The following is a 23,301-nucleotide window of genomic DNA, read 5'->3' on the forward strand; positions in this document are numbered from 1 at the left end:
TGAAACGAGGTTTACAGATTCTCCTTCATAAATTTGCTGATTGCATCATAAGCCGCATCTTCGTCAGCACCTTCAAACGTAAGAACTACTTCGTTATCCTTTTTTACACCAAGTCCCATAATCCCAAAGATCTTCTTGCAATCTCCTGTCTTTCCATCTTTTGTGAGCTTGATACTGGACTCAAATGCCTTCGCTGCCTTTACTAATTCTCCTGCCGGACGAGCGTGGATTCCTTCTGCATCAGTAATTACATATTTAAATTCTTTCATGTTCATTCTCCTTTTTCTTTTTTCATATTATTTATATTATGACTCTTTCAATTACTCTTCAACGCGTTTTTTTAATACTCCTAAAAGTACCGCTGATACCGCAGTACCGGCTACTAATGCCACTACGTACATCAATGCATTTCCTACTACCGGAAATACGAAGATTCCACCGTGAGGCGCCATCAAGGTACATCCGAATGCCATTGACAACGCACCTGCAATTCCTGAACCAATGATACAGGAAGGAAGAACGCGAAGCGGATCGGACGCTGCAAATGGAATAGCACCTTCTGTGATAAATGCCAGACCCATGATAATATTTGTCGGTCCTGCTTCTCTTTCCTCTTTCGTAAATTTATTTTTGAAGAGCATGGTTGCAAGTGCAATTGCACAAGGCGGTGTCATACCACCAATCATAACGGCTGCCATAATGTCGTAATTGCCTGCTGCAATTGCTGCAGTGCCAAATACATATGCCGCCTTATTGAACGGGCCTCCCATATCAATTGCCATCATTCCACCGAGAATCAGTCCTAAAACTACCTTACTGGATCCTCCCATGCTTGTTAATCCATTATTTAATGCAGTGTTAATTCCACCCATAATCGGCTCAACAATGAATGACATTACAAAGCCTATAATCAAAATACCGACCAGAGGATAGATGAGAACCGGTGCAATTTTTTCCAGTGCCTGCGGTAATTTGTCACATACTTTTCTCAGCAGAACAATCGTATATCCCGCAATGAACCCTACTGCCACTGCTCCAAGGAAACCGGATTTTCCGCCTGCTGCCATCATTCCACCTACAAATCCCAGGGCAAGTGCCGGCCTGTCTCCGATTGCCATTGCTATATATCCGCCCAGTACCGGGAGCATCAATCCCAATGCAATACCTCCCAGATTCTTAAGCCATGCCGCAGCCGGTGTAATCGTACCAAAATTAGCTCTGTCTGCCACATCCAATGCATTCATGTCCACGCAGAATCCGTCAATCAGGAATGCAATTGCAATCAGAATTCCTCCGCCTACTACGAACGGAAGCATGTGAGACACTCCATTCATCAACTGTGTATAGATCTGATGTCCTATGCTGCCACTTTTCTTTGTTGTTTTCGTAACTTTTGCCCCTGCTGCCGCATGATAGATCGGAACATCTCCGGCTATCGCGCGTTCAATCAATTCATCCGCTTTACTGATTCCGTCTGACACCTGGCATTCGATCACTTTCTTACCATCGAATCGATCCATCGGAACCTGTGCATCCGCAGCAACAATAATGCAATCGGCCTCTTCAATTTCCTGTTCCGTTAATACATTCTTGGCTCCACCGGATCCTCTTGTCTCTATCTTCACAAAACAATCTTTCGCTTTTGCTGCTTTTTCAATTCCTTCTGCTGCCATATAAGTATGTGCAATACCGGTCGGACAGGAAGTAACTGCAAGAATCTTAATCTTTGCATCTGCCACATCCCCCGTATCTGCCAGTCTCTCATCGATGCTTTCTTTCTCGTTGTCTGCCTTATCAATAATTGCAAGAAATTCATCTACAGACGCCGCATTACGAAGAGAATTGGAAAATTCTTCATCCATCATCAGGACAGACAATTTACTCAACACATCAAGGTGTACATTATCTTCTGTATTCGGTGCTGCAATCAGGAACATCAACGTAACCGGCTCACCATCCAGTGAATCAAATTCCACACCATCCCTGATTACCATAGCTGCCAGACCCGGCTTTGTGACAGCGTCACATTTACCATGTGGAATCGCAATTCCTTCTCCGATACCTGTTGTGCTTTCTTCTTCTCTGGCATATACCTGCTTACGATACGCCTCTGCATCATTGATCTTACCACTGTTCACCATGAGCGCAACTACCTGATCCAACGCCTCGCTCTTAGTCTTCGGTGATCCGTCCAGTGAAATACATCGTTTATCCAACAGTTCCGTAATTCTCATCTTTCTCCTCCTTAATTCGAGATTAGTTGTTGATATACTGCCTTTATTTCTTCCTTCGTTGCCAACAATTCTGAAAATGCACTTGCACTTCCTGCTGATACACCCATATAAAATGCATATTTATAATCTTGTTCTTTCATCCAGCCTGCGACAAATCCAGCAACCATAGAATCTCCTGCTCCAACGCCATTTTTCAATGTCCCTTTTGGCGCCGGAGTCGCATATACATTGCCATCTCCTGCAATCAATACTGCCCCTTCACCAGCCATGGAGACCAGAACATTCACCGCTCCCATTTCCTGCAGCTTTTTACCATATGGAACCACTTCTTCTCTCGTCTTCAGCTCCACGTTGAATATTTCACCCAATTCATGATTATTGGGCTTAATTAAAAACGGGTGATACTCCAATACATTTAAGAGCAGATCCTGCGTTGCATCCACAACAATCATGACTCCTCGTCCATCCAGTCTTCCCATAATCCTTCTGTATATATCATCCGGCATAGAATTCGGAATACTACCGGCAAGGATCAAAGTGTCACCTTGTCCTACCACATCCAACTTATCCATCAGAGAATTCACTGCTTCCTGATCAATTTTGGGACCACAACCGTTAATCTCTGTTCCATCAATAGACTTTAACTTCAAATTGATCCTTGACATTCCATTCTCAAGCCAGATAAAATCCGACTTCACGCCCATCTCTTCCATTCGACGTACAATCTCATCTCCGGTAAACCCTGCCGCAAATCCCAATGCTGTATTCTCGATCCCGAGATTGCCAAGCACTGTTGACACATTAATTCCTTTTCCACCCGGGAGTATCAATTCAGAGCTTGTACGATTGGTCAATCCCAATTTAAAGTCTTCTACAGAAACAATATAATCTAGTGACGGATTAAATGTAACTGTATAAATCATTTCATTTCCTCCTGTTTTTATTTTATGCTTGCATTATACATTCAAAATCGGTCAAAGTCAATCAAACTATTTCACAAATATAACTATATATTTTCGTTGAATGTGCACAACCGAGTTTGACTGATTTTGACCGATTATAGATTCCTTACATGCAAATGAGGGATTGTTTTCAACAATCCCTCATCAAACTTTTATCTGTTCTAATACTTTTCCAATCGGAGCCGCAATGGTCAGTTCTGCCCCTACTTCTCTCGCTGTAGCACCTTTGTTGATTACAACCAGATGCTTTCCTCTGAAATAATCAATAAATCCTGCCGCAGGATATACGACCAGGGAAGTTCCTCCAATGATCAGCGTATCCGCATTGCTGATTGCCCGGATACTTTTCTGAATGATATCGGAATCCAGCCCCTCCTCGTACAGCACAACATCCGGCTTGATCACACCACCGCAGGTACACCTTGGAATCCCGTCCGCGTGTTTCACATATGCCGCATCGTAGAATTTACGGCATCTCTGGCAATAATTCCTGTGAATGCTTCCGTGAAGCTCCAGCACATTTTTACTTCCTGCCGCCTGATGAAGTCCGTCAATGTTCTGTGTAATGACCGCCGTAAGCTTCCCCGCCGCTTCCAGTTCTGCGAGCTTCAGATGTGCCGGATTCGGCTTTGCATCCAGGAACATCATCTTGTTCTTATAAAACTCATAAAAGCCTTCTGTATTACGTACAAAGAAGCTGTGGCTTACGATCTGCTCCGGCGTATACTTATACTGCTGATGGTATAAACCGTCCGCACTTCGAAAATCCGGAATATCGCTCTCCGTGGATACTCCGGCGCCTCCAAAAAATACAATGTTCCTGCTGTCATCAATAATTTTCTGCAATCTTTCTACTTCTGTTTCCATCTTTTAAGACTCCTTTACCTTGCTGTATCCGGTAAAAAATTCAGTCAGTACATCCAGAGTCTTTACCAGAACCGGCAGCTCCTTTTCATCCAGTTTATCCAGGATTGCCTGCGTCATCTGCCGATGATAATCCTCATGATGATGGTACGCTCTTACCCCTTTTTCTGTCAGCTTCACATATACAACGCGTCGATCTGCCTCGCTTCTGTGACGCTCTACGTATTTTTTATTTACCAGACTGTTCATGGCTGTGGTGAGGGACCCGACGGTGATCTTTAACTTTTTCGCAATGGAAGACATATTTCTGCCGTCACCAAGTCCGATTGCCTCGATGACATGCATATCATTGTTTGTCAGATCCTTGAATTCCTCTGTTATGATTGCCTTCTCTTCCAGCTCCCAGATCTCATTGATCAGGTTCACCAGTGTATTATTAATCAGCTTATATGCGTCGTCCATTCCCATTGCCCTTCACTCTTCCTACTTTTCTACACCAACATTATACCCTTTCCGGCAGGAGAGAATCAATAACTTCTTTTACAGTTTCAATTCGACTGGCCTTATACGCATACGCACCACAGAACAACAGTGCGTCCTCCACTTCTCCTTTGGCTGCATGGATCAGTGCTTCTGTAATGCAGTAAGGAATCTTTGCAGGATTACAGCCATTCAGACATCCCCGGCATCTGGTCGGCGGGATCCGTTCCCCGGACATAACTTTTTCCATAAAAGGATTGACGATGGCACGTCCCGGCATTCCGACCGGACTTTTAACAATGGCAATGTCTTCCTTTTCTGCTCTTACATACGTCTCTTTATAACGGATATCTGCATCACACTCTTCGGTTGTCACAAATCTTGTCGCTACCTGAATCGCATCGGCTCCAAGGGCAAATGCATGCGCTGCCTGCTCCTGATTCTCAATGCCTCCGGCAACTGCTACCGGAATCTTCTGACCGTACTTGTCTTCATATTCCCTGATAGCTTCCAGAATAGCATGGATCTCCCCGTCATATTCTTTCACAGGATCTTTCACTGTACAGGCAGAATCAGCCCCGTATTCCGCAAGCTGTTCTCTGGTGAATCCCAGATGTCCTCCGGCGAGCGGACCTTCAATGACCAGAAGATCCGGGATTCTTTTGTATTTTCGGTCCCAGTACTTTAAGATCACTCTTGCCGACTTTTCGCTGGATACGATCGGTGCAAGCTTGACATCGGAATCTTCCGCGAACTTCGGCAATTCCGTCGGAAGTCCTGCTCCGGAGACGATCAGATCTGCACCTGCAGCAATCGCCGCCTTTACATACTGTTCATAGTGCTGCATTGCTACCATGATGTTGAATCCAATCACGCCTTCCGGAGCAATATCTCTCGCTTTCTCATATTCTTTTTGAACTGCTCTTAAATTGGCCTTCAATGGATCCTCGTCAAAATCCGGCTCCTGAAAACCAATCTGGGCGGCAGAGATGATCCCTATGCCGCCCTCTTTTGCAACGCTCCCGGCAAGACGGCCCAGACTGATTCCTATGCCCATTCCGCCCTGAATCAACGGAAGCTTTACTTCTATATTACCAATTTTCAATGGTCTTACCTTCATATATTTTCTCCTCGCTCCTCTTCTGTTACAGTTGCCGGAATCTCTGATATCTGCGCTCTGTCAGTTCTTCCCGGGACATTACTTCATATCGATTCAGAAATTCTTCCAGCTCGCGTTCCAGAGGAGTGATTACCTGATGGATATTCCGGACCGTATATTCTTCCGGCTCCCAGAATACTTTTTCCACGATTCCCTGCTGATACAGATCTTCTGCCGTAAGCCGCATGACCTTTGCCGCCTCTTTTGCCCTGGAACTGTCCTTCCACAGAATACTTGCAAAGCCTTCCGGTGACAGGATGGAATAGATGGAATTCTCCAGCATCCATACTTCATCCGCAGTTGCCATAGCAAGTGCTCCTCCGCTTCCGCCTTCTCCGATAATGATAGAAAGCACCGGGACCTTCAGTCCTGACATCTCATAGATGTTTCTCGCAATCGCCTCTCCCTGGCCGCGTTCTTCTGCTTCCAGGCCACAAAAGGCTCCAGGCGTATCTACAAAACAGATCACCGGGCGATGGAACTTCTCTGCCTGTTTCATCAGGCGAAGCGCCTTGCGATATCCATCCGGAGAGGGCATACCAAAGTTTCGTTCAATATTTTCTTTTGTATTGGTACCTTTTGCCTGTGCGATCACAGTAACCGGCCTGCCATGGAAGCTGGCAATTCCGCCGATGATCGCCTTGTCATCTGCATAATAACGGTCTCCGTGGAATTCTATGAAGTCAGTAAACATGCGCTGAATATAGTCACTTCCTACCGGACGGTCTTTTTTCCTGGACAGTTGCACACGCTCCCACGCATCCACAGAAGTTCCCTCCTGTCCATGCGGCAGATTTCCGCCTTGTATCCCCATCTGCATGCCGGCATTTCGGACAAAACGCTCTGTCTCCTCTGTACTTTTCGGACTCATCTTTTCTTCATGAAGCGACAGAATCCGGGACAGAGTTGCCTTAAGCATTGGACGTTCCACAATCGCGTCGATGAATCCATGCTCCAGCAGAAATTCCGAACGCTGAAATCCTTTCGGAAGCTTCTGTCCTATGGTCTGTTCAATCACCCGGGGGCCGGCAAAACCAATCAGAGCCTTTGGTTCCGCCAAAATCACATCACCCAGCATGGCAAAGCTTGCCGTGACTCCTCCGGTAGTCGGATCTGTCAGAACACTGATATACAGAAGACACGCATCACTGTGTCTTTTTAATGCAGCAGAGGTCTTGGCCATCTGCATCAGAGAGGTAATTCCTTCCTGCATTCTGGCTCCCCCGGAACAGGCAAACAGAATCACCGGCAATCGTTCCTCAGTCGCTCTTTCCACGGCTTTTGCAATCTTTTCACCGACAACTTCTCCCATGCTTGCCATGAGAAATCTTCCGTCACAGACTCCGATCACCACTTCTTTTCCGTCTATTTTCGCTTTTCCGGTGACGATCGCCTCATTCAGTCCTGTTTTTTCCCGCAGTCCTTCCAGCTTTTCCTCATATCCTTTATAATTCAGCGGGTTTCTGGTCTCCATATTCAGATCCCATTCTTCAAAAGAACCCTGATCAGTCACCATCTCGATTCTCCGATAAGCATGTACCCGAAAATATCCTCCACACTTCGGACAGATATAATATCCTTTCTTTACATCATCTGCAATAATTGCACCTCCGCATTTGTTACATTTGCGAAGAAGCCCTTCCGGAACCTCCGGTCTGCCGGAAAAAGGGATATAGCTTTTTTTCGTTCCTGAAAGTCTGGTCTTTTTAAACATATTATCTAGCTTCATAGACGTTCACCCTTACAATCTCTCGATAAACTCAATATCAATATTACCCTCAATATAATCCGGATGATTCAGAATATCATACTGGTAATCCACATTTGTATCGATTCCTTCAATGATGACCTCTCCCAGTGCACTTCGCATCTTCAGGATCGCCTCATCTCGGTTATCCGCCCATACAATCAGTTTGGCAACCATGGAATCATAGTACGGTGGAATGGTATATCCGCTGTAGATTGCTGAATCGATCCGTATGCCTTTACCACCCGGCAGATACATATCCGTAATCGTTCCCGGAGACGGCCGAAACCCTTTCTCCGGATTTTCAGCATTAATCCTGCATTCGATCGCATGTCCCGTAAGTCTGATATCCTCCTGACGGAAGGACAGTGTTTCTCCGGATGCGATACGGATCTGTTCTTTTACCAGGTCAATTCCGGTCACCCACTCGGTCACCGGATGTTCCACCTGAATCCGGGTATTCATCTCCATAAAGTAAAAGTTGCCACTTTTCTCCAGCAGAAATTCAATGGTTCCGGCATTCACATATCCTGCAGCCTTTGCCGCTTTTACAGCAGCCTCCCCCATCTTCTCCCGAAGTTCCTCTGTAAGAGCGATAGACGGCGATTCCTCGATCAGCTTCTGATGATTTCTCTGAATGGAGCAGTCTCTTTCTCCCAGATGAACCACATTGCCATAGCTGTCTGCAAGAATCTGGAATTCAATGTGTCTAGGGTGCTCCACAAAATGTTCGATATACATGGTATGATCGCCAAAGGCCATCTGCGCCTCTTTCTGCGCGGTCTGAAAACTCTGTACAAATTCTTCCGCAGACCTGGCGACCCTCATTCCCTTTCCTCCGCCGCCAAGCGCCGCTTTTACAATGACCGGATACCCAATTGCGGCCGCAATCTCTGCCCCTGTCTCTGCATCATAAACTGGCTCTGTACTTCCCGGAATGACCGGAACTCCCGCGGCGATCATCGTATTTCTTGCTTCCTGCTTGTTGCCCAGACTTGCGATCACCTTCGAATCCGGTCCGATAAATGTAATATTGCACTGCTCACAGAGTTCTGCGAACTTGCTGTTTTCTGATAAAAATCCAAACCCCGGATGGATCGCATCCGCTCCGCTCACAATTGTGGCGCTCAAGATACGATCCATACTCAGGTAGCTTTCACCGGACGGCGCCGGTCCGATACAGATGGCTTCATCCGCCAGCTTCGTATGAAGCGCCTCCCGGTCTGCCTCTGAGTATACAGATACCGTTTCAATTCCCATCTCCCTGCAGGCACGGATAATTCGCACCGCGATCTCTCCGCGGTTGGCAATCAATACTTTTTTTATCATTTTTCTGTCACCTATCCGATCATAAATGTCAGTTCTGCGCTGACAACTACTTTCCCATCAACACTTGCTACAGCCTCGCCGACTCCCACCGGCCCCTTCTGTTTGATAATCCTGGTCTCCAGACGTACCTTGTCTCCCGGTACAATCTTTCCTTTAAACTTACATTTATTGATACCGCCAAAGTATGCAACTTTTCCGCGGTTTTCTTCTACACTTAAGATTGCGACTGCTCCGGCCTGTGCCAGGGCTTCCACAGTCAGTACTCCCGGCATAACCGGCTCCTGCGGAAAATGCCCTTTGAAAAAGTCTTCTCTGTAAGATACACATTTATATCCGACCGCATACTGTCCCGGCTCATAATCTTCTATATAATCCAGAAGTAAGAACGGATGTCTGTGCGGAATGATCTCCTTAATCTGATTAATATCCAAATGATTCATTCTGTTCTTCTCCTTTAAGCAATACGGAACAACGGCTGTCCGTACTCAACGGCTTCTCCGTTTTCTACCAGAACCTCCGTGATCGTTCCGTCATACTCACTCTCAATCTCATTCATCAGTTTCATTGCTTCCACAATCGCCAGAGTCTGCCCCTTCTTCACCTGGTCTCCCACACTAACAAATGGACTGGCATCCTCTGCAGGTGCCGCATAAAATGTTCCTACCAGCGGTGATTCTACCACTTTTCCACCTGCCGTTTTCTCTTCCTTTTCCGGAATCTCCGCTTTCGGTGCCTCTGCTGCCACCGGAGTTCCCATGACGACCTGTGTGGCCTGCACCTTTTCACCTTTTTTGGTAAGATGCAGTTTTACCCCGTTTTCTTCATACCTGAAGCCGGTCAGTTCTGAATCTGACACCGCATTGATTAATTTGACAAGGTTTTCTAACTCCATACTCTGCAGATCCTTTCTCTATCCTTCATACTTCTTTAACAATAAAGTTGCATTATGACCGCCAAATCCCAGAGAATTGGTCAGGACACAGCGAACATCTTTCTCCACCGGCGCACCGATCGCATAGTTCAGATCACATTCTTCATCCGCAACTTCTGTTCCCATTGTCCGATGAATATATCCGTCCTGGATACTCTTCACGCATGTGATAAATTCCACGCCGCCGGCAGCTCCGAGAAGGTGGCCGATCATAGATTTTGTCGAATTCACTACCACATTTTTTGCAGCATCCTTAAGTGCCACTTTGATTGCTCTGGTCTCAAACAGGTCATTGTGATGCGTACCTGTCCCGTGTGCATTAATATAATCAATCTGATCCGGTGTTACATTTCCTTCCTGCATGGCAAGTTCCATTGCTTTTGCCGCGCCGCTTCCGTCCTCTGCCGGGGAGGTGATATGATATGCATCTCCGGTTGCTCCATATCCTGCAACTTCGGCATAGATCCTGGCACCTCTTGCCTTCGCATGCTCCAGTTCTTCCAGAACAACGACGCCTGCACCCTCTCCAAGAACAAAGCCGCCGCGATCTTTATCAAATGGAATGGAAGCACGCATCGGATCCTGTGCGGTGGAGAGTGCCGTCAGACTGGTAAATCCTGCCACACCGGTCGGGCAGATACAGCTCTCGGTACCGCCTGCGATCATAATATCCGCATCATCATACTGGATGGCTCGAAGTGCATCTCCGATACAGTTCGTTCCGGATGCACATGCTGTTACGACATTGGTACATTTCCCGCGAAATCCAAGCTGAATCGATATATTTCCCGCAGCCATGTTGGAGATCATAAGCGGAACCATCAGAGGATTCACTCTTCCCGGTCCTCTGGAAAGAAGCTTTTCATACTCTTTTTCCACTGTCTGAAGACTTCCGATTCCGGATCCTACGATTACACCCGCACGGAACGGATCTTCTTTTTCAATCTCCAGTCCGGCATCTTCATATGCTTCCTTTGCTGCCGCTACCGCATACTGGGAAAACAGTTCCATGCGTTTTGCTGCTTTAAAGTCCATCCGTTCTTTTGCAACAAATCCTTTTACCTCAGCTGCCAGCTTTACTTTATAGTCCGTCGTGTCAAATCTGGTAATCTCTCCGATCCCTACTTGTCCGGCTTTGATTCCTTCCCAGAACTCATCCACGGTATTACCGATCGGTGTCACTGCTCCAAGTCCTGTTACTACAACCCTTCTCTTCATTTTTCTGTTCTCCTTCAACTATTTACATCACCATACCGCCATCTACATGCAGCACCTGTCCTGTAATGTATCCGGCATCTTCTGATGCAAGAAATGCTGCTGCCGCCGCTACCTGTTCCGGCTTCCCGAATCTTCCGAGTGGAATCTGAGAAACGGAAGCTTCTTTTACTTTGTCGGAAAGCACATCCGTCATATCGGTTTCAATAAATCCCGGTGCAATGGCATTGACTGTAATCCCACGGGAAGCCACCTCTCTTGCAGTGGCTTTGGTCAGACCGATGATCCCCGCCTTGGAAGCCGCATAATTGACCTGCCCTGCGTTACCGGTCACTCCTACGACAGATGCCATATTGATGATACGTCCGCTTTTCTGCCGAAGCATCTGACGCACCACAAAACGAGTCGTATTAAATGCGCCTTTCAGATTGATATCAATGACCCGATCAAAATCTTCTTCTGACATCTTCATCAGAAGCCCGTCTCTTGTGATTCCTGCATTGTTCACCAGAATGTCGATTCTTCCATATGCATCCATAACATCCTGGATCATACTCTTACATGCCTCATGATCAGACACATTGCACTGACAGATGGATGCGGTTCCACCGCCTGCTTCTATCTCCTGCTTTACTTCTTCCGCTTTTTCTTTTGATCCGTTGTAATTCACTACAACCGTTGCTCCCATTGAAGCAAGTTTTAAGGCAACCGCTTTTCCGATTCCTCTGGAAGCTCCCGTCACTACTGCAATCTTTCCTTCTAACATACATACTCCTTCTCCGGTCGCTGCCATACTCTCGCTATCTGACCAGTTCTGCCGCAACCTTTTCCACATCTTCAAGGGTCGCAATGTTATATACTTTCACATCACGATTGATTTTCTTCATAAATCCTGCCAGCGTTCTGCCCGGTCCGATCTCTACAAAGATATCAACACCGTCAGCGATCATCGCTTCCATGCTCTGCATCCAGCGTACCGGAGAACTCACCTGTTCTTCCAGAAGCGCAGCCGTCTGCGCGATATCTGTCACGGCTTTCGCGGTCACGTTCGTCACATAAGGTATCTCCAGTGCGTGAAGCTGTGTCCGGGCCAGCTCTTCTGCAAGTTCTTCGCCCGCTTTTCGAAGCATCGGTGAATGGAACGGTCCGCTGACGTTCAACATAACCGTCCGTTTTGCTCCGGCTTCTTTCAGCTTTGCTTCCGCTTCTTTTACGGCCCCGGTCTCTCCGGTGATCACAATCTGCCCCGGACAGTTATAATTGGCGATCGTCACACCATCGATCGCATCCGTGACCGCTTCAATTGCCTGTTCATCCATTGCCATAATCGCACACATGGCTCCTTCGCCTGCCGGTACGGTATTCTGCATCAGGATTCCTCTTTTTCTTACCAGGCGGATCGCATCCATATCGCTCATTCCGCCTGCAACAGCAATCGCACAATATTCACCCAGGCTTAACCCTGCGGTGATATCTGCCTTCAGCCCCTGTTCCTGCGCCGCTCTTGTCATCGCAAGACAGGTGGTTACCAGTGCTGCCTGTGTATATTCTGTCAGGTCAAGCTTGTCATTTGGCTCAAAACAAAGCGCTTTCATATCCAGCCCCAGTACTTCGCCCGCTTCATCATAGATGCGTCTGGCTGTTTCATTCTTTTGATAGAAATCCGCTCCCATCCCTGCTTTCTGTGCTCCCTGACCCGGATAGATAAATGCGATCTTACTCATAAAAACCCATTCCTTTCATCAAAGCATCTGTTTCTTTTACCAGCTTTTCGATCAGCTCCTTACAGGACATTCTTTCTTTTACCATTCCGGCAATCTGTCCTGCCATGACACTTCCGTTTTTTACATCCCCGTCTACAACGGCTCTTCTTAAGCCACCAAGCGTCAACTGCTCCAGCTCTTCAAAGCTTGCACCTTTATTTTCCAGTTCCATATATTTCTTTGTCATATCATTGCGAAGGGCACGAACCGGATGTCCGGTCGTTCTTCCTGTGACACGGGAATCAATATCCTTCGCCCTGATGATTCTTTCTTTATAATTGTCATGTACCTGAGACTCATCCGTTACTACGAAATGCGTTCCCATCTGTACCCCTTTTGCTCCCAGCATAAATGCTGCCGCAATTCCTCTTCCGTCTGCGATCCCTCCTGCCGCAATGACCGGAATCTTAACTGCATCTGCAACCTGCGGTACCAGTACCATCGTTGTATTCTCTCCGATGTGTCCTCCCGCTTCACAGCCTTCTGCCACCAGAGCATCTGCTCCGCAGCGTTCCATACGTTTTGCAAGGGCCACAGAAGCAACCACAGGAATGACTTTTACTCCTGCTTCTTTCCACATCTTCATGTATTTCTCAGGATTTCCCGCACCGGTCGTAACGACTTTTACGCCTTCTTCCACGATGACTTTCGCCACCTCATCCGCATACGGGCTCATCAGCATAATATTGACTCCAAATGGTTTATCTGTCAGTTTCTTTGCTTCGCGTACCTGTTCTCTCACCCACTGGGCAGGTGCACTTGCAGCTCCGATCAGACCGAGTCCTCCTGCTTCTGATACGGCTGCTGCCAGATGATACTCTGCAACCCACGCCATGCCTCCCTGGATGATCGGATATTCGATTCCCAATAATCTGGTTACTTCTGTCTGCATATCTAAAACCCCGCTTCTTTCTTATTCTTTGTGTGCGTTAATATATTCCACAACATCTCCTACAGTTGCGATTTGTTCCAGATCCTCTGTCGGGATCTCAATGCCGAACTCATCTTCCAGAGCCATAGCAAGCTCAAAAAGATCCAGAGAATCTGCTCCAAGATCTTCTTTAAATGTAGCTCCCTCTGTAATTGCATCCTCATTTACTCCAAGATTTTCAGCAATCATTGTCTTAATCTGTTCTAACATCTCATTTTCTCCTTTTACATTTCTTTTTCTTTATTAAAAATCTATATAAACCGGGAAAGCTTGCCGCCGTCGGTTTATCGCATCATTCTCCCATCCTGCCGGTTACCATTCCAGCAAGGATGCTCCCCAGGTAAGTCCTGCTCCAAATCCCGCCAGCACAATCTTCTGTCCCCTCTTCAATAACCCTTTCCGGTTCATCTCATCTAACAGGATCGGAATGCTCGCAGAAGATGTATTACCATACTCCTGAAGGTTCATCGGAAACTTCTCAATGGACTCTCCCAGACGTTTTGCCACGGATTCTACAATCCTCCGGTTTGCCTGATGCAGGATATACCATGCAATCTCTTCTTTTTCTACCTGATTCTTTTCCAACAGTTCTTCTACCGCCTGCGGTACACTCTTTACCGCAAATTTGAATACTGCCCTGCCATCCATCTGCATCAGGTAACGATCCTCCATCCATTCCTGCGGATCTACGTTCCCGGCAAGTCCGCTTTTATCATAACGGCTGGTACAGCTAAGTGCCGCTCCCCTTGCCCCATCGGAGTGCGTTACCGGAATGTACGCCTTCTGATCACAGGCTCTTACAACAGCTGCTCCCGCCCCGTCTCCGAATAAGATGCAGGTTCCGCGATCTTCCCAGTTCGTCAGATTGGACAGACTTTCACTTCCTATGATCAACGCATTCTGATATACACCGGAAGCAAGATATGCCATCGCCGTATTATAGGCAAGTACAAATCCGGTACAGGCAGCACTGAGATCAAAACAGGTTGCATGAACCGCGCCCAGTTCTTTTTGAACTTCACAGGCTGCACACGGGAGCACAACATTCGAAGAAATAGTCGATACAAGAATCAGATCGATCTCCTTCGCAGACATTCCCGCATTGTCCAGAGCCCTCTTCCCCGCTTCCGCCGCCATAGACACCGTCGTTTCTTCTCTGATGATATGACGTCTTACGACTCCGGTTCGCTCCTGTATCCATTCATCGCTGGTCTCTACCAGCTTTGCAATATCATGATTGTCCATTGTGAATGACGGTGCAAAAGATCCCGTCCCACATATTTTTCCAGTCATATAAATACCTCTGATTTACTTTGAAAACAAATTATTTTGACTTTCAAAGTATATACCATATTGTTTTGCATGTCAAGTATTTTGATTATCAAAATATTATTCAAAAAAAAGAATCCTAAAACCTTTATGGGCTTATAAAAAAAATCTAACGGTCCAGCCCAATAAATCTGAGATTTCAGGTGAAAATAAGAAGATAATTGGGTATAAATATATAGACATTAAGAGAGCGCCCAATATTTCAGGCATTTAAGAGAAATCTTTTCGTATGAAGATAAAAAAGAGGATGTATGCAGAAAAAAATATCCGGCATCAGGACTTCTTTACCTGTCCCGATGCCGGTTCATTTCTGACTTCAGATTTTACATATTCATCTGTTTTACAACTTCCTCTGCCGCCGGACTTCCTGCCACTCCGCCGATTCCGGTCTCACGCAGGGAAACATCCATCTTATCTCCGACCTCTTTCATCGCGTCAATGACCTGATCCACCGGAATCTTGCTTGTAATTCCCGCCAGTGCCATATCGGCTGCCGCCATCGCATTCACTGCACCTCCGACATTTCTCTTTACGCACGGAACTTCCACCAGTCCCCCAACAGGATCACATACCAGCCCCATCAGATTCTTCAAAGCCATCGCACAGGCATCTCCGATCTGCTGTGTATTTCCGCCTCTGACATAACAGATCGCTCCTGCCGCCATACCGGAACCGGAGCCAATCTCCGCCTGACATCCACCGGACGCGCCGGCAAGATATGCACGATTAGCAATGATCTGTCCCAGACCTGCTGCCACATACATAGCCTCGATCATCGTTTCTTCCGGAACATCATATTCACGATAATAAGTAACCAGAACCGCAGGCAGTACACCACAGGCACCTGCCGTCGGAGCTGCAACGATACGCTTCATACAGGCATTGTTGCATCCCATTTTTAATGCATTGGCCATTACTTTCGCCATAAAATTGCCGCACAGAGGATCTCCTGTCTGCAGATACTGTTCCATCAGCCCGCCTTCTTTTCCGACCAGGCCGCTTCTGGATACTCTGTCAGGTTCATAAGCATCCAATGCATCCAGCATGGAATGCCACATATACTTCATCTTCTCCCAGGAATCCTCAACTTTGATGCCGCGTTCATCTGCATCTTCAAGCTGTATCGCCTTCCAGAATGGAATCCTGTCTTTTTCACACCTTTCCAGTGCTTCTTCCATTGATTGATATGACATACTCTTTTATATCCTCCACTATCCTATATTACGTTGTCCCGTTGGGATCAAGGAATTTCACTCTTATAATTCCCGGCTTGCTTTCCAGATCTTCAATTGCCTCACGAGGTACGATCTGATCCGTTTCAACTACCATGACCGCCGTACCGCCACGCTTATCACGGAACACCTGCATTGTAGCAACATTAATCTCTGCATTGCTCAGAGCAGTCGCCACTTCTCTGATTCTTCCCGGCTCGTCCACATTGCGGATAATCAATGTACAGCTCTCACCGCTGAAATTTACATCAATCCCATCCAGTTTACATACCCGGATTCTTCCACCTCCGATGGAATATGCCTGAATCTTCATCGTCGGAACTCCTTCTGCCTCCATGATAATCTGAGCCGTATTCGGATGTGCTTCCTTGATATCCTTATTCTGGATCGTGAATTCCATTCCCTCTTCATGTGCCACTTCAAAGCTGGACGGAATCCTCATATCATCCGGGAGCATCCCCAAAAGCCCCGCGATCAAAGCTTTATCCGTTCCATGTCCTTTCCCCGTTGCGGCAAATGAACCATGCAGATATACGGTTGCCTTCTCAGGCTGTCTTCCAAAGAGCTGTCTTGCAATCAGACCGATACGCGCTGCTCCTGCTGTGTGGGAACTGGACGGACCTACCATAACAGGTCCTAAAATGTCAAATATATTTCCCATTTGTTTACCCTCTCTTTTCTTATTTTGACATATTTCTTCTTATATTATACTTGTCTTACTCACGCTTTACAACGGAAATTTACAGCATTTCTAAAAGGGATCTTCTCCTGTATCTTTCTCAAAACTACCTTTTGGAAATATTGTAAAATACATTTGAATATGCTAAGATTGGATACAGTCTGAAAGGAAGTGTACATGATGAACAAAAAAGAAGTACTGGAAATCCGCAAGCAGTTTACTCCGGAAAACTGTGCGATCACCCGTATCTGTGGCTGCTATGTGGATCATGAAAAAGAGAAAAAAATGGAGATGAAAAAGGCCTTTCTTTCCCTGCCGGAGGAAGAGGCTTTCAAATATTTTGACATATTTAAACACACGCTCTCCGGCACGCTCGGAAAAAATCTGATCAATATGGAATTTCCTCTGGAGCAGGAGTTAAATGGAGGAACCCAGGAATTCCTGTTAAAGCTTCGCGACAGCAAGCTGGAAGACGATCTGCTTCTGGATGAATTCTATGATAAAGTAATCGAAAACTATGAATATGGTGAGAATTATTTTATTGTACTGATTCATGCAGTCTATGATGTTCCGGGAGTAGCCAAAGACGGCATGGAGATGTTCGATGCCTCCGAAACCGTCTACGATCATATCTTATGCAGCATCTGCCCGGTCAATCTTACAAAAGCCGGACTGACCTACAATGCTGCTACCAATAATATAGAAGACCGCATCCGTGACTGGATTGTAGACGCTCCGGTAAAAGGCTTCCTCTTCCCTGCATTCCAGGATCGCGCCACCGACCTGCATGGCGTCCTGTATTATACAAAGAAGCCGGAAGAGCTTCAGCCCGCCTTTATCGCCAACGTTCTCGGCGCCGCCATTCCGCTGACTGCCGGTGATCAGAAGACCACCTTTCAGGCCATCATCAGCGATACTCTGGGAGAGGACTGCGATTATGAAGTTGTCCGCAACATCCACGACAATCTGAATGAAATGCTGGAAGAATCCAAAGAAGAACCGGAACCACTGGAATTATCCAAACCCGATGTCAGAAAACTCTTATCCAGAAGTGGTGTGTCTGAAGAAAAGCTTGAATCCTTTGACAAAGAGTATGAAGAAACCGTCGGCGAACACAAAACACTTCTTGCATCCAATATCGCCAGCGCCAGAACATTCCAGATCGAAACACCGGATATCGTCATAAAAGTGAATCCGGAACGCTCAGATCTGGTGGAGACCCGGGAAATCGACGGCAGACGCTGCCTGGTCATCGCCATCGACGATCATCTGGAAGTAAATGGGATCGAGGTAAAGTAAGGATTCCTTGGCTCTCTACTGGCATCGAGATTCTGGAAATTCCTGATATCTCGATGCCATTTTGTGTCAGGGCAGGTCCTTCATCCTTTGACATGCATCGAGTTACAACATATTTCTTAATTATATATGTATTTTTCCTTCCAAAATCATCCATATTCTCTGTTTTTGTCATCTAGTTACCAGTTTCTTACATTTTTTAGATGCATATTTCTACTCAAAATACCTTCTTCTGGCATATATGTGATCTGATTTTTTTAATTCTCGATGCAAACTCCTCTCTCCAATATAACTTTTCAGCATATATTTATCTGAATTTGTCAAATCCTCGATGCAAAACGATTTCTAAAACGAACACACTGCCTTCCTGAGATCTTCTTTTTTCGCTTCCGACTTTTTTTTGCGAGATTTTTTTAAATTTTTTCAAAAAAGTATTTGCATTCTCGTGTATCCTGTGATAGAATATCTTTTGTCAGCGGAGATGGCGGAATGGCAGACGCGCTAGATTCAGGTTCTAGTGGGAGTTAGTCCTGTGAGGGTTCAAGTCCCTTTCTCCGCATCACAAAAGCCCTTGAAATTCAAGGGCTTTTTCATTTTGTCTAAAGTTCGCACCGTATCCTGTTATCTTCCTTACGGCAACAAATAAAGCAGTGTCAATCATTCATTTTCAAAGCCCTGGCAGACTGATCACTCAATCTGCCGGGGCTTTTTATGTATCATCTACTGTTTTGTTTTCCCCGGAACCCATTTTCCGTTTGCGTCTACATAATATCTGTCGTTGTCGACCCATTCATCTGTAGCCATTACTCCGTCGGACTTCAGATAATAATTGCCAACCCACTGGTTCGTGACTTTCTTTCCTCCTGAAGTGAAATAATAATATTTTCCGCCAATGGACAACCAACCGGTCGCCATCGCTCCGGTACTCATGAAGTAATAAGTATCATCCAGCCATTCATTCGCATACATGATGCCAGTTGCCGGTGCAAAATAATACCAGGTGCTTCCGGACTGCAGCCAGCCGGTCGCCTTTGCTCCTGAACTCTTGAAATAATACCAGTTCTCGTCCAGTTGCAGCCAACCTGTCGTCATCACGCCGTCGCCCTTCAGATAGTAGGTATCCTGATACCATTCATTCTCCAGCATCGCTCCGGTCTCTGAATCCATATAGTACCACTTACCTGCGGACTGCAGCCAGCCGCTTGCTCTGACACCGCTGCTGTTCAGGTAATACCATTTACCGGAGAGATCCAGCCAGCCGGTCGCCATAGCTCCGCCACTCTTCAGATAATAATACTTGCCATCCAGCTTCAGCCACTGATTCTCATACATCATTCCTGTCGCCGGATCAAAATAGTACCACGTATTCTTAATCTTATTCCATCCGGTCACACGATAACCGGATGCATCGAAATAATACCATTGTTCGTCAATCTTCTTCCAGCAGCTCACCGGATAGGTTCCATCCGTACAAAGGAACCACCAGCCTTTGGAATTGGACTTCCATTCACCCAGAGGCAGTTTCGGAATGCTCTGGATCTCTTCGTCTCCACACTTGCTGCATACACGCTTCTTACATCCTTCTTCTGAAGTCGTCGCTTCTTTTACCGTCTGCCATTCTCCATATGTATGTCCCGCTGCAGGGATTACTCGTGCACTATCTTCTTTTACTGCATCACAGGTGCTGCAATGAATACTTTCACTTCCTGCTTCTGTACATGTTGCTTCTTTCTCTACTGTATAGTCTGTATTCCAGGTGTGACCCTTGGCCGGGATCTCTTCCGTCCTGGTCGTTCCGCACACTGTACAAGTATAGGTCGTTTCTCCGGTTTCCGTACACGTTGCTTCCGTTGTCACCTTTCCTTCATCCCAGCTGTGACCCTTCGCCGGTATCTCTCGTGCACTATCCTCTTTTACTGCATCGCAGATACTGCAATGAATACTTTCACTTCCTGCTTCTGTACATGTTGCTTCTTTGTCCACTGTATAGTCTGTATTCCAGGTATGGCCCTTTGCCGGGATCTCTTCCGTCCTGGTTGTTCCGCACACTGTACAAGTATAGGTCGTTTCGCCGATTGCCGTACACGTTGCTTCCGTTGTCACCTTTCCTCCATCCCAGCTGTGTCCCTTCGCCGGTATCTCTCGTGCACTATCCTCTTTTACTGCATCGCAGATACTGCAATGAATACTTTCACTTCCTGCTTCTGAACATGTTGCTTCTTTGTCCACTGTATAGTCTGTATTCCAGGTGTGACCCTTGGCCGAGATGACTTCCGTCCTGATCGTTCCACACACTGTACAGGTATAGGTCTTTTCGCCGGTTGCCGTACATGTTGCTTCCGTTGTCACTTTTCCTTCATCCCAGCTGTGACCCTTCGCCGGGATCTCTCGTGCACTCTCCTCTTTTACTGCATCGCAGATACTGCAATGAATACTTTCACTTCCTGCTTCTGTACATGTTGCTTCTTTATCCACTGTATAGTCTGTATTCCAGGTATGACCCTTGGCCGGGATCTCTTCCGTCCTGGTTGTTCCGCACACTGTACAAGTATATGTAGTTTCCCCGGTTTCCGTACACGTTGCTTCCGTTGTCACTTTTCCTTCATCCCAGCTGTGGCCCTTAGCAGGAACCTCGCGTGCACTATCCTCTTTTACTGCATCACAGACACTGCAATGAATACTTTCACTTCCTGCTTCTGTACACGTTGCTTCTTTGTCCACTGTATAGTCTGTATTCCAGGTATGGCCCTTTGCCGGTATCTCTCGTGTACTATCCTCTTTTACTTCATCGCAGACACTGCAATGAATACTTTCACTTCCGATTTCTGTGCAGGTTGCCTCTTTATCTACTGTATAATCTTCATCCCATGTATGGCCCTTTTCCGGAATCACTTCCGTCTTTGTACCTTCACAAACAGTACATATATACAGCTCCTCTCCTGCTTCTGTACACGTTGCTTCTGTGATTACCTCTCCTTCATCCCAGACATGATCACAGATGTACACTTCAAATTCCCTGTTATATTTTTCTGCATATTCCTGCGCTGTCGTATTCTCAAAACCATAGATCCGCTCAAAAGGAAGCGTATTTTGACTATCCGCAATCGTACATTCCTTATTAATCACAACTGCAGAAGTCAATCCTTTACAATTATAAAATGCATTTAGACCAATGTACTTCACATTTTTTGACAGGAACACACTTCCTGACAAATTACTACATCCATTGAAAGCTCCATTTCCAATAAATGTAACACTTAACGGAAGAACCAATTCCCCATCAAATCCGCTACACCCTCTAAAAGTATTTTCTTCAATTCTTGTAATACCTTCAGGAATTACCAACTGGCCGGAAAGTTTTGAACAGTTGCTGAAAGCTGCAGTGCCGATACTCGACAGGCCCTCTGGCAGTACCAGCTTTCCATTAAATCCACTACATCCCGAAAACACGCTATCTTCAATTCTAGTCAGATGCTCCGGCAATACCAGATCACCGCTAAAATACTTACAAGACATGAATGCTCCGCTTCCGATAGAGGTCAAACTATCCGGCAATCCTAAAGTTCCGGTAAAATTACAATTATTAAACGCTGAATTTCCTATCGTTTCAAGCTTTGCCGGCAATACCAGGTTCCCGGTAAAACCACTGCATAAACTAAACGCTTCATTTCCTATCGTCCTCAAATTCTCTGAAAGTCTTAATTCTGTAAACTTGTTGCAGCCAAAAAACGCTTGTGCTCCAATCGTTTCCACTTTCGCAGGTATAACCAGACTTCCTGTAAAACCATTGCAGGCCCCAAAAGCATCACGCTCTATGGATGTTAAGTTTTCCGACAATTGAAGCTCGGTAAATTGTTTACATCCATAAAAGGTACTTTCCTCAATTTTCATTATGCCTTCTGGTATAATCAGTTTCCCAGTAAAGCCTTCGCAATAACTAAACGCGCTTTTCCCAATATTCTTCAATCCTTCCGGCAATACCAGACTTCCTGTAAATCCACTACATCCCAAAAAAGCAGACTCCCCGATGGATGATATATTTTCTGACAGTTGAAGGCCTGTAAAGTTCTTACAATCACAGAATGTATATTCTTCAATTTTCGTTATCTCTTTCGGTATGATCAATTTTCCGGTAAAGCCTTCACACTGATAAAAAGCCCAACTACCAATACTCTTTAACCCCTCCGGCAATGCCAGGTCACCGGTAAATCCACTACATCCCAAAAAAGCAGACTTCCCGATGGATGATATATTTTCTGACAGTTGAAGGCCTGTAAAGTTCTTACAATCACAAAATGTATATTCTTCAATTTTCGTTATTTCTTCCGGTATGATCAATTTTCCGGTAAATCCTTCACACTGATAAAAAGCCCAACTACCAATACTCTTTAACCCCTCCGGCAATGCCAGGTCACCGGTAAATCCACTACATCCCCTGAAAGCAGAAGAACCGATTTCTGTGACACTGTCCGGTATGATTAATTCTCCGGCAAGTCCTGTAAACTGATAAAAGGCCCTGTTACTGATGCAGGTGATTCCTTGCTGGATCTCCAGTTTTTCCAGACTCTCTTTGTAGTTATTCCATGGCGCATTTCCATAATAATCTTTCATGGCACCATTTCCGCTGATCACCAGAGTATCCCCCGTCTCGTCAGCGTTACTGTCCAGCACCGTCCATACCACATTATCCTCCGTAGTAGCTCCACAGTTTCCACTTTCGATAACAATACTTTCTTCTTCGGCTTCCAAAACAATCTCTTCCTCAACCTCTTCGGTTCTTTCGATACTGTCTTCTTCGGCCGTCTGCTCCTCAGTAATCTGTTCTTCTACGATCTGCTCTCCTGCGCTAACGACTGCCATCTGTTCGGATTCCGCATCAGCGGCATAAGCTAACAGCATCGTATTGGGAATCACTGAATTGACAGTCAGTATCCCCACACCTAACAATGCAATCCATTTTTTTCTCATCAATACAATCCCTCTCCTTTGTATACCAATTTTCCTGTCACTGAAACGCACAAAACAGTTTTTATTCCAGTAACTATATTCTATCATATATGGAAGAAAATTCCGATACTATATTATACTTTCCTCAATTTCATAAAAAAAATAACACGACTGCTACTCCGTAAGGGGCAACAGCCGTGACT

At 46.0% G+C, this 23,301-nt stretch carries 20 protein-coding genes and 1 tRNA gene; 2 read left to right on the forward strand and 19 right to left on the reverse strand.

Annotated features, from left to right (window positions below; genetic code table 11):
• Positions 1–11: 11 nt before the first annotated feature.
• The 18 genes from ABE547_RS00375 to sdaAB form a co-directional block, all read right to left on the reverse strand.
• Positions 12–269 (reverse strand): HPr family phosphocarrier protein, encoded by a 258-nt coding sequence (locus ABE547_RS00375; protein ID WP_347376922.1) that lies wholly within the window; start codon positions 267–269, stop codon positions 12–14.
• A 51-nt stretch (positions 270–320) separates the two neighbouring features.
• The gene (locus tag ABE547_RS00380; RefSeq protein WP_347376923.1) at positions 321–2,234 is read right to left on the reverse strand and encodes a fructose-specific PTS transporter subunit EIIC; all 1,914 of its coding nucleotides are present in this window, start codon (positions 2,232–2,234) and stop codon (positions 321–323) included.
• 11 nt (positions 2,235–2,245) lie between these two features.
• Positions 2,246–3,157: a 1-phosphofructokinase gene (gene pfkB / locus ABE547_RS00385; protein WP_347376924.1), complete on the reverse strand. Its 912-nt coding sequence runs from the start codon at positions 3,155–3,157 to the stop codon at positions 2,246–2,248.
• Between the two features lie 183 nt (positions 3,158–3,340).
• Positions 3,341–4,063, reverse strand: a complete 723-nt coding sequence (locus ABE547_RS00390) for an NAD-dependent protein deacylase (RefSeq protein ID WP_347376925.1) — start codon at positions 4,061–4,063, stop codon at positions 3,341–3,343.
• A gap of 3 nt (positions 4,064–4,066) precedes the next feature.
• Positions 4,067–4,522 (reverse strand): MarR family transcriptional regulator, encoded by a 456-nt coding sequence (locus tag ABE547_RS00395; protein ID WP_347377150.1) that lies wholly within the window; start codon positions 4,520–4,522, stop codon positions 4,067–4,069.
• Positions 4,523–4,562: 40 nt separating this feature from the next.
• A complete protein-coding gene (locus ABE547_RS00400) occupies positions 4,563–5,660 on the reverse strand; it encodes a nitronate monooxygenase family protein (RefSeq protein ID WP_347376926.1) in 1,098 nt (365 codons plus the stop codon).
• A gap of 25 nt (positions 5,661–5,685) precedes the next feature.
• Positions 5,686–7,428 (reverse strand): acetyl-CoA carboxylase carboxyltransferase subunit alpha, encoded by a 1,743-nt coding sequence (locus ABE547_RS00405; protein WP_347376927.1) that lies wholly within the window; start codon positions 7,426–7,428, stop codon positions 5,686–5,688.
• Positions 7,429–7,440: 12 nt separating this feature from the next.
• Positions 7,441–8,775, reverse strand: coding sequence for an acetyl-CoA carboxylase biotin carboxylase subunit (locus ABE547_RS00410; RefSeq protein WP_347376928.1), 1,335 nt, complete (start codon positions 8,773–8,775; stop codon positions 7,441–7,443).
• A gap of 11 nt (positions 8,776–8,786) precedes the next feature.
• Entirely contained in the window at positions 8,787–9,215 is a 429-nt protein-coding gene (fabZ, locus tag ABE547_RS00415) for a 3-hydroxyacyl-ACP dehydratase FabZ (RefSeq protein ID WP_347376929.1), read from the reverse strand.
• A gap of 14 nt (positions 9,216–9,229) precedes the next feature.
• Complete coding sequence (gene accB / locus ABE547_RS00420; RefSeq protein WP_347376930.1) at positions 9,230–9,667, reverse strand: acetyl-CoA carboxylase biotin carboxyl carrier protein; 438 nt, start codon at positions 9,665–9,667, stop codon at positions 9,230–9,232.
• Positions 9,668–9,685: 18 nt separating this feature from the next.
• A complete protein-coding gene (gene fabF / locus ABE547_RS00425; RefSeq protein WP_347376931.1) occupies positions 9,686–10,924 on the reverse strand; it encodes a beta-ketoacyl-ACP synthase II in 1,239 nt (412 codons plus the stop codon).
• A 22-nt stretch (positions 10,925–10,946) separates the two neighbouring features.
• Positions 10,947–11,687, reverse strand: a complete 741-nt coding sequence (fabG, locus tag ABE547_RS00430) for a 3-oxoacyl-[acyl-carrier-protein] reductase (RefSeq protein ID WP_347376932.1) — start codon at positions 11,685–11,687, stop codon at positions 10,947–10,949.
• A 34-nt stretch (positions 11,688–11,721) separates the two neighbouring features.
• On the reverse strand, positions 11,722–12,645 hold the full coding sequence (fabD, locus tag ABE547_RS00435; protein WP_347376933.1) for an ACP S-malonyltransferase: 924 nt from the start codon (positions 12,643–12,645) through the stop codon (positions 11,722–11,724).
• The gene (gene fabK / locus ABE547_RS00440) at positions 12,638–13,576 is read right to left on the reverse strand and encodes an enoyl-[acyl-carrier-protein] reductase FabK (protein WP_347376934.1); all 939 of its coding nucleotides are present in this window, start codon (positions 13,574–13,576) and stop codon (positions 12,638–12,640) included. The genes fabD and fabK overlap by 8 nt, the downstream gene beginning before the upstream one ends.
• A 21-nt stretch (positions 13,577–13,597) precedes the next feature.
• The gene (gene acpP, locus ABE547_RS00445) at positions 13,598–13,825 is read right to left on the reverse strand and encodes an acyl carrier protein (RefSeq protein ID WP_347376935.1); all 228 of its coding nucleotides are present in this window, start codon (positions 13,823–13,825) and stop codon (positions 13,598–13,600) included.
• A 102-nt stretch (positions 13,826–13,927) separates the two neighbouring features.
• A complete protein-coding gene (locus ABE547_RS00450) occupies positions 13,928–14,908 on the reverse strand; it encodes a beta-ketoacyl-ACP synthase III (protein ID WP_347376936.1) in 981 nt (326 codons plus the stop codon).
• 359 nt (positions 14,909–15,267) lie between these two features.
• Entirely contained in the window at positions 15,268–16,137 is an 870-nt protein-coding gene (gene sdaAA / locus ABE547_RS00455; RefSeq protein ID WP_347376937.1) for an L-serine ammonia-lyase, iron-sulfur-dependent, subunit alpha, read from the reverse strand.
• A gap of 28 nt (positions 16,138–16,165) precedes the next feature.
• Entirely contained in the window at positions 16,166–16,837 is a 672-nt protein-coding gene (sdaAB, locus tag ABE547_RS00460; RefSeq protein ID WP_347376938.1) for an L-serine ammonia-lyase, iron-sulfur-dependent subunit beta, read from the reverse strand.
• 198 nt (positions 16,838–17,035) lie between these two features.
• On the opposite strand from sdaAB, the gene ABE547_RS00465 reads away from it, so the two are divergent.
• A complete protein-coding gene (locus ABE547_RS00465; protein WP_347377151.1) occupies positions 17,036–18,154 on the forward strand; it encodes a DUF4317 domain-containing protein in 1,119 nt (372 codons plus the stop codon).
• A gap of 472 nt (positions 18,155–18,626) precedes the next feature.
• Positions 18,627–18,710 (forward strand) — tRNA-Leu (locus tag ABE547_RS00470).
• Between the two features lie 161 nt (positions 18,711–18,871).
• Here ABE547_RS00470 and ABE547_RS00475 read toward each other — a convergent pair.
• Positions 18,872–23,119: a leucine-rich repeat protein gene (locus ABE547_RS00475; protein WP_347376939.1), complete on the reverse strand. Its 4,248-nt coding sequence runs from the start codon at positions 23,117–23,119 to the stop codon at positions 18,872–18,874.
• Positions 23,120–23,301: the final 182 nt, after the last annotated feature.

Origin of the sequence: Dorea sp. YH-dor226, from assembly GCF_039832105.1 — a bacterium.
Lineage (GTDB): Bacteria > Bacillota > Clostridia > Lachnospirales > Lachnospiraceae > Dorea_A.